The organism is Ignavibacteriota bacterium (genome assembly GCA_016218045.1).
Classification (GTDB): Bacteria; Bacteroidota; Ignavibacteria; order SZUA-365; family SZUA-365; genus JACRFB01.
The window spans coordinates 117,762-129,627 of record JACRFB010000001.1; the positions used below are offsets into that span (position 1 = coordinate 117,762).

General features: G+C 56.4%; 12 protein-coding genes. 3 read left to right on the forward strand and 9 right to left on the reverse strand.

What is annotated here, in order from left to right; translation table 11 throughout:
* Positions 1-76: 76 nt before the first annotated feature.
* Together HY962_00475 and HY962_00480 are read right to left on the reverse strand one after the other, a co-directional pair.
* The gene (locus tag HY962_00475) at positions 77-634 is read right to left on the reverse strand and encodes an NUDIX hydrolase (GenBank protein MBI5645377.1); all 558 of its coding nucleotides are present in this window, start codon (positions 632-634) and stop codon (positions 77-79) included.
* Between the two features lie 49 nt (positions 635-683).
* Positions 684-1,799, reverse strand: a complete 1,116-nt coding sequence (locus HY962_00480) for a mechanosensitive ion channel family protein (GenBank protein ID MBI5645378.1) — start codon at positions 1,797-1,799, stop codon at positions 684-686.
* A 156-nt stretch (positions 1,800-1,955) separates the two neighbouring features.
* Between HY962_00480 and HY962_00485 the strand changes: the two genes are divergently transcribed.
* Together HY962_00485 and HY962_00490 are read left to right on the forward strand one after the other, a co-directional pair.
* Positions 1,956-2,306: a peptide chain release factor-like protein gene (locus tag HY962_00485; GenBank protein ID MBI5645379.1), complete on the forward strand. Its 351-nt coding sequence runs from the start codon at positions 1,956-1,958 to the stop codon at positions 2,304-2,306.
* A 9-nt stretch (positions 2,307-2,315) separates the two neighbouring features.
* Complete coding sequence (locus HY962_00490) at positions 2,316-5,120, forward strand: hypothetical protein (protein MBI5645380.1); 2,805 nt, start codon at positions 2,316-2,318, stop codon at positions 5,118-5,120.
* 73 nt (positions 5,121-5,193) lie between these two features.
* Here HY962_00490 and ndk read toward each other — a convergent pair whose 3' ends face one another.
* From ndk to HY962_00515, 5 genes are all read right to left on the reverse strand, one after another.
* Positions 5,194-5,610: a nucleoside-diphosphate kinase gene (gene ndk / locus HY962_00495; protein ID MBI5645381.1), complete on the reverse strand. Its 417-nt coding sequence runs from the start codon at positions 5,608-5,610 to the stop codon at positions 5,194-5,196.
* 112 nt (positions 5,611-5,722) lie between these two features.
* Positions 5,723-6,184, reverse strand: a complete 462-nt coding sequence (locus tag HY962_00500; GenBank protein MBI5645382.1) for a nucleoside deaminase — start codon at positions 6,182-6,184, stop codon at positions 5,723-5,725.
* Positions 6,181-6,804, reverse strand: coding sequence for a hypothetical protein (locus HY962_00505; GenBank protein MBI5645383.1), 624 nt, complete (start codon positions 6,802-6,804; stop codon positions 6,181-6,183). Before HY962_00505 ends, HY962_00500 begins: the two co-directional genes overlap by 4 nt.
* An 88-nt stretch (positions 6,805-6,892) precedes the next feature.
* Positions 6,893-7,546, reverse strand: a complete 654-nt coding sequence (locus HY962_00510) for a DUF1684 domain-containing protein (protein ID MBI5645384.1) — start codon at positions 7,544-7,546, stop codon at positions 6,893-6,895.
* A gap of 27 nt (positions 7,547-7,573) precedes the next feature.
* A complete protein-coding gene (locus HY962_00515) occupies positions 7,574-8,611 on the reverse strand; it encodes a PorV/PorQ family protein (protein MBI5645385.1) in 1,038 nt (345 codons plus the stop codon).
* 118 nt (positions 8,612-8,729) lie between these two features.
* On the opposite strand from HY962_00515, the gene HY962_00520 reads away from it, so the two are divergent.
* Positions 8,730-9,347, forward strand: a complete 618-nt coding sequence (locus tag HY962_00520; GenBank protein MBI5645386.1) for a phosphatase PAP2 family protein — start codon at positions 8,730-8,732, stop codon at positions 9,345-9,347.
* A 46-nt stretch (positions 9,348-9,393) separates the two neighbouring features.
* Here the strand turns inward: HY962_00520 and HY962_00525 are convergent, their stop codons facing one another.
* Both HY962_00525 and recO read right to left on the reverse strand, forming a co-directional pair.
* Positions 9,394-10,941: a trypsin-like peptidase domain-containing protein gene (locus HY962_00525; GenBank protein MBI5645387.1), complete on the reverse strand. Its 1,548-nt coding sequence runs from the start codon at positions 10,939-10,941 to the stop codon at positions 9,394-9,396.
* Positions 10,942-11,093: 152 nt separating this feature from the next.
* Positions 11,094-11,861, reverse strand: a complete 768-nt coding sequence (recO, locus tag HY962_00530; protein ID MBI5645388.1) for a DNA repair protein RecO — start codon at positions 11,859-11,861, stop codon at positions 11,094-11,096.
* Between the last annotated feature and the right edge of the window lie 5 nt (positions 11,862-11,866).

Here is an 11,866-nt window from a genome sequence, read left to right on the forward strand (position 1 = left end):
GCACCGGCCTCACCGTATCAGGAGCGTCAGAGAATCATCGGTGTGATCCTGCCTGATTTCTCTCCAACGAAGAGTTTCACGCATGTCCGCTCTGGATTACTCCGAGCTTCATGCCGGCCAGCATCAGTCCCGTTACGGTTTTTCCGTCCACAATATCGCCGTGTCGGCACATGTCGATGGCCTCGATGAGGGGCGTGCGCAACACTTCTATCGATTCCTCACCCTGTTCGAGACTCTGTGTGCCGGGCTCGAGATCCCGGGCGAGGTAGACGTGCAGGACCTCGCTACAGAAGCCCGGGGTGGTCAGCATGGATACGAGGTGCTCCACACGTCCCGCACGCCAGCCGGTCTCTTCCTCGAGTTCGCGTCTCGCGCACGACAGCGGATCTTCGCCCGCATCAAGTTTTCCCGCGGGCAATTCGATGATGCGCTGCTTCACGGGATACCGGAACTGGCGTATGAGCAGAACGTCATTGTTGGGGAATACGGCGGCCATCACCGCGCCGCCACCGTGCTGTACCACCTCGCGCATCGTGTGATACCCGCTCTCGTGACGAAGTTCATCGCGAATGATCGTGAAGACGCGCCCGGAATACGGCGTTACCCTTTGAAGGATTTCAAATTGATCGGACATGGTTTCTGTGTTCTGTAACCGACGTTTGCAGCGGGGACTCGTGTGTCCTCTACTGCAACTCGTCTGATGGAATGATCGGCCGCACGCCGGGTGCAAAGTGCACGACGCGTTGTGGATACGGGATTTCGACCTTGTGCGCGCGCAACGTGTCGTAGATGAGGTGCATGATCTGTCCGGTTCGCGGCGGGATCCGGTTCGGATTGCGTATCCACACCTTCGCTTCCAGATGTACGGACGATTCGCCGAGTTGCATCACGCGCACTTCGGTACGATCCTGTTCCACAATATCGGGTTCTCGATTGATGGCTTCGATCACAAGCTGCTGCACGTGCGCCAGATCGGTTCCGTACGCCACGTTGAACGGTATATGAAAACGCATCATGTCGTTCGGATACGACAGATTCATGATCTGGCTTTTCACGATCTCGGCGTTCGGGATAATCACCATCACGTTGTCGTCATCGATGAATTTGGTCGAACGGATTCCGATTTCGCGAACGTTGGCAAACGATCCGCTCGGAATCCGCACGCGGTCGCCAGGGCGGAAAGGACGGTCGATCATCAGAACGAATCCAGCGATGGTGTTTGCGAGTGTTTCCTGCGCGGCGAGCGCGATCGCGAGTGAGCCGACACCCAGCGACACAACCAACGTCGAAATGTTCTGCCCGAAATGATCGAGAATGACGATGGCAGCCGCGACAAATACCACGACGTTCATCACGCGGTTCACAAGCGGCGCGAGTTCATCGTCGAGATGTGTATTTGTGCGGTGCGCCATATCCTTGAGATACCAAAGGATGAAGGCGTCAACGAGACGTGCCACTGCCAGGGCAATTGAAAGAATAAAAAAGACGTATGTGGCACCAGCGGCTACCTCGAGTATGGTCCGTACATGTGCTGGTTCTTTCGCGCCCACAGACTGCAGCGCGCCCGACGTCCAGTACAGTACACCGAGAACAAGCAGGCCCACGATCGACTTCTTCAGCACGGAGAGAAGAAAATCGTCGAGCGATGAGGCCGTGCGCCTCGCAAGCCGATGCTGCATGCCGCCGAGAAGCATCTTCAGAAGGCGCCCTGCAACAAACGCCAATGCGACAAATACGAGCGCCGAGAGCAGCACGCCCGTGAGCGCGTCAATCGGGAGAAAATCGAAGAGATTCGGCATACGAGCACTTCATGTTGTTGAGACGGGTTAATATAAGCAGAATTGCGCTTCAGGAACTCCGTTCAGGAGTGTCCCTGCGCAATTCCCCGTCCGGTGTGTCTGAACCGATTATTGATTAGTTTTCAGCTCATCACCGTTGAACAGCACTCAGCACCCATGGTCGTTCTTCCGAATAATGACGACGATCTCCTCGCAGAATGCGAGATTCAGACGTTCCGTTCGAGCGGCAAGGGCGGACAGAACGTCAACAAGGTGGAATCGGCGGTCCGTCTCCTTCACCGTCCGACGGGTATTGTTGTGGTCGCGCGGGAGGAACGGTCGCAGTATCGAAATAAACAGATCTGTCTGAAAAAGATCCGCTCCCTGGTCGCACAGCTCAATCACGTGCACACACCGCGTGTGAAGACACGGATCCCTGGACGCGCACGCGCTGAGAGACGCGATGAAAAAACACGGCAATCGAAGAAAAAACAGGCCCGATCCAGGCCTCGGCTGGACGGCGACTGAGAGGCACACATGCGCAGACTCCTCCTCTTTCTGTTGCTGCCGACGTCTCTCACGGCACAATTCCTCGATCCCTTCCAGAATCCACCCGACGTGGATTGGAAACAGATCGATACACCGCACTACGAAATAGTGTTTCCAGCCGAATGCGAGAGTGATGCGCAACGGATCGCGAACACGCTGGAACATTTGTACACGCGTGTCTCGCGTACGCTGAACGTCAAACCCGGGCGCATCACGCTGCACCTGTCCAATCGCACAACCACAGCCAACGGCTATGTGACACTCGGCCCCCGCTACTCCGAGTGGTTCTCCACCCCTCCGCAATCGTCACTGCTCGGATCGAACAATTGGTACACGCTTCTTGCGATGCACGAGATGCGGCACGTCGCGCAATTCGACGCACTGAACGAGGGATTCACGAAGGGGATGTATTACCTCTTCGGCGAAACTGCGTGGTCCTTCCTTTCGTTCTGGTCTGTACCGGGCTGGGTGTGGGAAGGTGATGCAGTGGGAATCGAAACCGCCCTCAGCCGCAGCGGACGAGGACGTATGCCGGAATTCGACCGTGATATCCGGGCCCTTCTGCTGTCCGGTGAACGGCCCTCCTATTACGCCGCCTATCTCGGTTCATACAAGACGTGGTATCCTTCGATCTACAATCTCGGGTACCTCATTACGACGCACACTCGCCGTGTATATGGCGTGGAGAAATACGCCACCATTTTCCGCCGCTCGGCCAATTGGTCATTCTTCCCGTGGGCCTGGTCTATGATGGCGGAATCCGAAACCGACCGCACGGCCGCTGGCTTGTACGATGATGCAATGGACGAGCTGACTACACTGTGGCAAACGCAACTGGACGGCCTCACCTTGACACAGGGCCGTGTATGCAACGCGGAGGAAAAGTCTGCCTGGACGAACTACTCCTACCCGCAGTATCTGTCTGACGGTAGTATCGCCGCCTTGAAAATGGGCCTAGCTGACCGTCCGACCCTGGTGCGCATCCTCCCCGACGGGACAGAGCAGTCGTTGTATACTCCGGCTCTGTACAACGAACCTTTCAGCGCAGCAGGCATGCACCTCGTGTGGGCAGAACAGGTGCCCGATCTGCGCTGGGGAAAGTCCGATAGAACCATTCTTCGACTGCTCGATGTGGTGACAGGCATCTGCCGCACCATTGAAGGTACGGGCACACTGTTTTGTCCGGTCCTTTCACCGGATGCATCGCGTATTGCGGCGGTTGACGTGGCCGCGCACGGAATGACAAATCTTGTTGTTCTCGACGTCCTCACCGGCGGAATCGTGAATCGCCTTGCCAACCCAGCAAACGACATGCTGCAGACACCCGCATGGACTCCTGATGGCACGGGCCTCGTGTATGTCCGGATCCCTATCGCGGGAGGCAAAGCCGTCTCGCTCACACGCGTCGATGGAAGCGGAGCAGAAGATCTTCTCCCGCTCTCTGAAGAGGATGTCTCTCATCCGCGGATGGCGGGCGGACACCTTTTCTATGCGTCGCCGCGAAGCGGTATCGACAACATCTACGCGTTGAGTCTCGACACGCGAAACACCATGCAGGTCACATCGCTTCGCTTTGGGGCCGCCGCCCCTTCTCCGTCACACGATGGTCGTGCACTACTCTATTCCGCCTATACGATCCGTGGCTTTGATGTCGAGGAAACCGCCTTCAACCCGGCGCGCGGAACCCCTGTTGAGAAGGTTCAGGACAGATCGATCCGATATTGGGAGCCCCTGGTTGTGCAGGAGGACGGCATCGATGCCCTGACGGGAATCCCTGATTCACAACGTGCCGTGCGCGACTTCAACACGTGGGAACACGCGGTGTATCTTCATAGTTGGACGCTGCTGCCGCGGGAGAACACGAAGGAATGGCAGTTGACGCTGGCTTCGCTCAATACCATGAACACTCTCAGCGTCAGCTTGGGAGCGGTGTATGACATCAATGAGCACGTGGGCGCTGTCGCGGTCGATGCGAGTTATGCAGGATTCTTCCCCATTCTGTCGTTCGGTGCCTCAACGGGAAAGCGCGCGGCCACACTTGTGTCCGGAACGGGAGATACTCGCACGGAGTCTTGGAACGAAACTACTGCTCGCGCAGGCATTCTCGTCCCGCTCGATTTTTCCCGAGGGATTTACACAACGCGGCTTTCTCTGTCCGCTGATGTGCAATACCGTACTATTCGAAATAAAACGTTCTTTGAAATGTGGGACGCCAACAACGGCATTTTTGTCCCTCTCGTGTACCGGATCAGTCTTGTCGCGGGTCATCAGTGGATTCGCGAAATCTACCCGCGCTGGGGTCAGTTTGTTGATCTGTCGCTGCATCATACACCGTTCAGCGGAGGAGATTATCAAGGGCGTCTCTTTTCGGCGCAGGGAAGTTTCTATTTCCCCGGTCTTGCACACGCCCAAAGCGTTTGGCTGCAATGCGGCATGGAGCATCAGGAGCCGCTGAACTACCACTTTGCAAGCCAGATGCTCTTTCCGCGCGGATACGCGTCGCGGTTTCATCGCACGCTTTTCAAGGCAAGTATCAACTACGCTCTGCCGCTGTGGTATCCGGATCTGCCGGTCTGGTCGCTCGCGTATTTTAAACGGATACGCGCCAACGCATTTTATGAATACGGCGAAGGGTCCGGGAGCGGCGCCTCTGCCGTGTACAGGTCAAGCGGTGTCGAGCTGCTGGCCGACGCACATTGGCTTGCCCTGCCGTTCTCTATTTCCGTTGGCACCCGGGTCGTCTACCTTCACACGGAAAATCGCTGGGTTACGGAAGCGCTGATAGGGATGTAATCGCTTGAAGAAAGCGGGCGGGGTCGCCTGGTAATGCCAGTTTTTCTTCAATGGGCATCGGTGACGCGTCCAGCTAACGGGACAACTCCGTTCCCGTGAAAAAGTAATTGACCTCGAAGGACGCGGTGTCGACAGCATCGGATCCGTGCGCGACATTGCGCTCGATGCTCGTGCCCATATCGCGTCGAATCGTGCCCGGCGCCGCCTTCTGCGGATCGGTTGAGCCCATCAACGCACGCCACCGTGTGATGGCGTCAGGGCCTTCCAGCGCCATGAGCACACACGGGCCTTCTGTCATAAAAGTGATCAGCGATTCGAAGAAAGGTTTCGAGCGGTGGACGTAATAAAATCCTTCCGCTCGGGTCCGTGTCATATGCTCCATCCTCATGCCGATGATACGGAGTCCATCCTGTTCGATGCGTTTGACGACTTCTCCGATGAGACCGGAGGCGACTCCATCGGGTTTGACTATTGCCAGGGTGCGTTGCATGAATCAATGTCCTCGAAATATAAATGTCTGGCTCCTGCAGCTCGACGCCGGCTTCGACGGGGCGCTTCGCAATGCACAAAATACGGCGCTGTTTCGAAAATGCGAACGCGGCTCACACGCGCGCGTTGCCAAAGAAACCCTTCAGGAGCGCGGTGCTCTTGTAGTCGAGCACGCCGGGGATCACGTGTACCGTGTGATTCAGTCGCGTGTCTTCCACCACATTGAACAAAGTGCCGCATGCGCCGGCCTTGGGATCGTACGCACCGAATACAAGCACCGGGAGCCGCGCAAGCACGATGGCGCCCGCGCACATCGAGCACGGCTCAAGTGTCACGTACAGCGTGCATCCTTCGAGGCGTTTGTCCCCAATCGTATTTGCCGCTGCCGTGATGGCGAGAATCTCGGCGTGTGCGGTCGGATCCTTCAGCCGTTCTACTTGATTGTACCCTTTCCCAAGTACGGTGCCCTGACGAACGACCACAGCCCCGACAGGCACTTCATCTTCATCAAAGGCCCTCTCTGCCTGACGAAGCGCCAGTTCCATCCACCGCTCGTGTTCAGTGCCGCCGCTCATCGTAAAACCATGGAGGCAAGCACGGATTGCTGGACGATAAAATCCCTGTGAATCTCCTCTGCGTCCCGGGGAGCTGTTGCGGGCATTACCACGCATTCCATAAACCTCGACCCCGTATCGAAGACGACCACGCGAACCACATCGCTGGCTCCGGCGCTGTATTCATAGGCCGCGAAGTCGCGATTGTTCAGACGAAAGTACTCCGTTTCCTGAATCACTTTCACGGAATCCTGCGCATAGTCCTTCTTCAGATTCAGACTCACCTTGGCAACGCTGCGCAGGCCGTCCTTTTTCAGGGTTGCGTACAGCGCTGGGTCCATGGCGATGGGTGTGAAGGATATCGATGCGCTGTAATCCTCTTTCACCAGCCACAGGGCGATCTGCGGAGCATTCTTCACATCCATCGTCTCCATCCAGCCCTTGGGACAACGTGCAACGACATCACCCGTAGCTGTTTGCACCAACGCCGTACCCAATTCGGCGGAAGGTGCGTAGCGGTAGCCCGCACCCAAACCCGAGGTCGTGACCTCTGCGGAGGATCCGCCGCACGACTCCAGCGATATCACACAGAGCCATGCAATAAGAAGGCCGCAGAGAAACCGTCGCGAGCCGCCGGTCATTCCGGAAAAGTGCGCCTTGGGATTTCTGGCCCCAGGCCCCTGTTGTTGATATGTGAAATTTGGGCTGCCAGCTTCGGATGCCGCCATCTTAATGCCTGTCGTTGTATTTCTTTTCACCGGCAGGTATGGCGATAGCGAGCCGGTTTTCCTCTGGCGGAATGGGGCAGTCGTATTTCGGATTATATGCGCAGTAGGGGTTGTAGGCGTAGTTGAAATCGAGAAAGACGGTGTCGGATCCGGGCGACTCGATATCAAGGAAACGGCCGCCGGCATATGTTTCTCTCCCCGTGCTTGCGTCGGTGAAGGGAATAAACCAGTAGTTGCCGGAACTTGTGTCGCGTGGCGCATACACATTCAATCGATACTCCTTCCCGTCGCGTGTGAAAGGCAGGTACCCGATATGGAGCATGTCCCGCGGCCTATCCTTCGAAGTGGCCATCACGAAGCTCTTCGGGTCTGGAAAACGCTGCAGGGTACACTCGAACGCCCAGCTTCTATCGGGCGGGAAATACGGCAGCCCTGCAAACTCGGCGCGATCACTATCGAGAAGAGGCGAGCTTTCGTCACGCAGGAAATGGAGGTCCTTTTTCTTGCGGTCCTTCACAACCTCGAGCGAGTACACATCGGAAGTGTCGATGTCATAGGCCTGGGTTTCCGGGCGTGAACTGCGTCCGCACCCGCTAACAAGAACAATACCTAGGGCGAGGGTAAGAAAAACCGCGAGCGCCTGCCCGCGGTTCATGAAACAATTTCGGAGTGACATGTCGGATTATTTTGTGTCGCGGAAGAACTTCTTTTCCTCGAGGGAGAGCCGCACGGAAATGCGATGCGTGGCTTCGGTGCTGAAGGACTCTGCGCCCATTGGATTCTGACCGAAGGCGTAATCGAGATACAGTTTCGGGAGGTGGACTCCCGCTCCCACGGTGAAATTCTGCGTATCGCTGAATCCACCCCTGATGGCGAACAGATCCCGGAATCGGTATTCCAGCCCGGCGCGGGGATTGATGCTTACCGGACCTACATGTGCAACTGAGGCGAATTGCCTGTTCTCGCCCATAATGTCAAAGTCTACAGCAGGCATTAACACACCTCCGGGAACGTCAAAAGCGTACGCCGCGCCGATTTTTGCCGTGGGTGAGACGAGGTCGTTCGTGCCGGTGGACCATGCGATGAGTGTGGTTGTCACATCCTGGAGATTTGCACCGAGAAGAAATTTCTCGCTCACTCGATATTGCGCGCCCACGTCGAACCCGACACCGTATGCGCTCCCGTCGGCCATCGATCGTAGCACCAGCTTCATGTTTACGCCCACGTTCAATTTCTGATGCGCGCGGAACGCATACGTCAGGTAGCCCACCCAGTCCGAGGAGCTGAACGACCGTATCTTCGAAGCGTCAAGCCGTTCGCCAGGATCAAGTATGCCGTTTCCGTTGAGATCGATCAGTGCGTTCCGCGTATCAGGAATGTCGTCAATGCCCATGCGTGTGACGGAAAATGCAAGGGTGTATTTGGGGCTGAAAGGCCAGGCAACACCGCCGTAATTGTAGTTCAAAAGACCACCGAATCGCTGCTCGTACATGAGCCCGATCTCGGGATACTGCATCGACATGATTCCTGCAGGATTCCAATATGCGCTCGTGACATCGTTGCCTACGGCGACGTATGCCCCACCCATGGCGGCCGCACGCCCGCCGAATCCGCCTGCCATAAATTCGCCGGCGTATTTCGCGATGCCTGTCTTCTGAGCGCTGAGCGGCCCCGCAATCACGGCAAGGAACAATATCGATCGGAAAATGGAAACTCGCATGAGTCGATCTCTCTAGTGAAGAGCGAAATATGCAGAAGCGCCCTCCGACAGTCAAGTCGCTTTCCAGGATGCATGCTGCAAGATTTTCTCGATACTTGAGAAAAGGCAATATTCGCCTATGCGGAAGAAGATCCTGATCAGATATGGCACCTTGATGCTGGCAGTATATGCCTGCTGGGTGGCGCTGTACTATCTGACCGCGTGGATCGGCTCGATCCGCGGTCCTGCTTTCGATGCGGCGCTGCCGCTGGATGCCTCTATCCCATTTTGGCCCGGGCTCATGCCCGTGTACCTACTCGCCTACATTGTCACACTTGGGCTCTTCTTTATTTCGCTTAAACCCGACTTTCTCAACCGGGCCTATGCGACGTTTATCGTGACCAATGCCGTTGCGTTCTTGTTTTTTGCCCTTTTCCCCGTACTCGGTCCGCCTCGCGAAGGACTGTTGACCGGCGTCGGGACCTCTACCGATGGATTGCTTGCACTAATGCACGCGCTCGATTCGAGGTACAATGCCCTGCCCAGTTTGCATGTGGCCAATCCTTGGCTTGTGGCGCTCTTGTGCACGAGAGAGAAAGGCCAGTCAGGCATGACGGTGTTTTTCTGGCTGCTCGCACTCGCAATCAGCGCGGCGACGCTTTTTGTGCGCCAGCATTACTTTTTGGATGTACTCTCGGGCGCATTTTTGGCAGTGATCTGCTTCGCCATTATGAAGCAGCCACGGCCCGCAATGTGAGCGGACCGCGGCTGTTTCTGCGTATGAGCCGATTAGGCGAACGGGTTTACTGCACCGGTCCTTCGATAGGGATGAAGGTTTTGTCGCCGGCCGGTGTCTGCACGCGAAGCAGCACCGACTCACCCTTTTCGAGACTTCCAAGCACCTTGTTAAGGTCGGCGAGGGTCTCAATCTTGGTGACGGAACTTCCTTTCCGCGCCTCGAAAACGACGACACCGGTACGAAGATTATTCTCGTAGGCAGGACTGTACTGCTTCACGTTTGTGACCAGCAGGCCGCTGTTTCTGTCAAATTTTTTCTTCGACTCTTCGTCGAGTGGCTTCACGGTAAAGCCGGCCTTTTCAAAGGTCATAGACGACTTGGAGTTGACAGACTCGTCCTTGGTTTCCTTGTTCTTCTTCGCATCCGCGACAATGACGTCATCCTCGCTCCGCGGCTTCAGTTTTACGTCGATATCTATGTATTTCCCGTCGCGGAAAATTTTCAACGTCACGCTTTCACCGGGATGGTGCATACCGACTCGTGCCTGCAACTCATTCGCGCTCTGTACCGGCTTGCCGTCCACTTCGACAATTGCGTCACCAACCCGCACTCCCGCGGCCTTGCCGGCACCATCGGCCTGAACGTCCTCGACAAGTACGCCTTTGTACCGGTCCATGTTTAGTGCCTTGGCTTTCACCGCGTCAAGATCGGTGATACGCACGCCAATGTAGCCGCGAACAAAAGTGCCATCCTTGATAATGCCGTTCGCAACAACCTTGGCGAGATTTATCGGTACAGCAAAGCTGTACCCGACGTACTGCCCGGTCTGTGAGGCGATTGCGGTGTTCACGCCGACGACCTGACCGCGAAGGTTCACAAGTGCACCGCCGCTGTTGCCCGGATTTACCGCGGCGTCGGTCTGGATGAAACTCTCTATGCCGGTCCCGTCGGAATTTTTCGAGCGCATGATACCGATGTTCCGGCTGATGGCGCTGACAATGCCCGCGGTGACGGTGGATGCAAGGCCCATGGGATTTCCCACGGCAAGCACCCATTCACCGACACGGACTTCATCGGAATTTCCGAGAGCAGCCGCGGAAAGTCCGCTGCCATCAATCTTGATTACCGCGATGTCTGTATTCTGATCCGATCCCACAAGCTTTGCTGGAAACTCGCGCGAATCGAAGAGTACGACGCGGATGCCGTCCTCGGTCGCGTCCTCGATGACATGTTTGTTCGTCAGGATGTAACCGTCGGACGTGAGAATGATACCCGAGCCCGCACCCTGTGTGAGCATGTCCTCTTCCCGTCCCTGATCCTGAGGGAACATATCGCCGAAGGGCCAGATGCGGTGATAGCGGTCGCCGCCCTGCACCTTGGATTTTACGGTGATTGCAACAACGGTGGGATTTACGATTTCCGCTACTGATGTGAACGTCTTGTTGAGATCCACCACGCCATCAGGCGGCGAGTACGGCGCAGCCGAATTGAACTGCACGCCGGAATCGGCGAAGGAAAGGTTCACGCCGCCGATGCCCGAAACAATGACTGCTCCGAACAGGATGCCGGCGCTGACAAGAACGATGGCGAAAAGGACTGAACGTCGTGACATGTGTACTACCTCCAGATACCGTGTATGTGGTGTGCGCGTTCTGCGCGTCTACGAAAGTGCTGTTAATCAGGAAACAAAACTCGGGCGGAAAAAATGCCCATGAATGAATCGGACTTTCATTGGTCGCCCCGGGGTACGATCAACGGTGCATCTCAGGTGAGAGCGTCTAAAAGCTCCAGAGAGCGGATTGCTCTCATTTCCTGAATATGAGATGCGATGTATTGGTGAAGGATCCGCAACGCAGCATGTAGGTCCACCGGCGTCAACGAGAGTGCTTCGAGCCGGTCCGGCTCACAACTTTTCAACCATCGCAGCGCCTTAAAAAGGCGGGGTGCGAGTTCCACTCCCATCACACTCCGTGCGCATGGGGTGCAGAGAAATGCGCCGTCAGCAAGCGCAAGCGACATCGGGCCACTGGTAGCCCTCTCGTCAGTAAGATCAATGCGGCACCGGGCGCAGTGATCCATGTCCAAAGAAAATCCCATTTCATCGCTGAAATCCACAAGGTAGCGAAGCAGCATATTTCCCGGCTGCTCTTCCGAGGTATCGATTCCACGCAATGTCCGGAGAAGCAGCGAATACAACTCGGGATGATGCTCGCCGGCGTGAAGGGCCATATATGCGTACTCTATGACAGCGAATCCGAGGACGAGTCTGCGCCCGTCGGATTGCAACCGTCGAAAGGGCTCTATCACGTCGGCTTGTGACAGCATCTGCACGTCGCGGGATTCCTTGAAATAATAGACCAGTGTGCTGTGCGCCATCGGTTCGAGAGCTGCCCCAAACCGGGGTTTTGACCCAAGCGCCCCCTTTGCGATCACCGCCACACGGCCGTGTTCGCGCGTCAGTGCGGTCACGATCTTGCTTGTGTCGCCGTATCGGACGGCGCGGAGGATGATTGCGTCGGAGGTGATGATCATAGACC

Bases quoted from the DNA above. Each gene is read 5' to 3' on its own strand.
- HY962_00520 (MBI5645386.1), top strand. From the start codon at position 8,730: ATGCGGAAGAAGATCCTGATCAGATATGGCACCTTGATGCTGGCAGTA.
- HY962_00480 (MBI5645378.1), bottom strand. From the start codon at position 1,799: ATGCCGAATCTCTTCGATTTTCTCCCGATTGACGCGCTCACGGGCGTG.
- HY962_00475 (MBI5645377.1), bottom strand. From the start codon at position 634: ATGTCCGATCAATTTGAAATCCTTCAAAGGGTAACGCCGTATTCCGGG.
- HY962_00490 (MBI5645380.1), top strand. From the start codon at position 2,316: ATGCGCAGACTCCTCCTCTTTCTGTTGCTGCCGACGTCTCTCACGGCA.
- HY962_00525 (MBI5645387.1), bottom strand. From the start codon at position 10,941: ATGTCACGACGTTCAGTCCTTTTCGCCATCGTTCTTGTCAGCGCCGGC.
- HY962_00515 (MBI5645385.1), bottom strand. From the start codon at position 8,611: ATGCGAGTTTCCATTTTCCGATCGATATTGTTCCTTGCCGTGATTGCG.
- HY962_00485 (MBI5645379.1), top strand. From the start codon at position 1,956: ATGGTCGTTCTTCCGAATAATGACGACGATCTCCTCGCAGAATGCGAG.
- HY962_00510 (MBI5645384.1), bottom strand. From the start codon at position 7,546: ATGAACCGCGGGCAGGCGCTCGCGGTTTTTCTTACCCTCGCCCTAGGT.
- recO (MBI5645388.1), bottom strand. From the start codon at position 11,861: ATGATCATCACCTCCGACGCAATCATCCTCCGCGCCGTCCGATACGGC.
- HY962_00500 (MBI5645382.1), bottom strand. From the start codon at position 6,184: ATGAGCGGCGGCACTGAACACGAGCGGTGGATGGAACTGGCGCTTCGT.
- ndk (MBI5645381.1), bottom strand. From the start codon at position 5,610: ATGCAACGCACCCTGGCAATAGTCAAACCCGATGGAGTCGCCTCCGGT.
- HY962_00505 (MBI5645383.1), bottom strand. From the start codon at position 6,804: ATGACCGGCGGCTCGCGACGGTTTCTCTGCGGCCTTCTTATTGCATGG.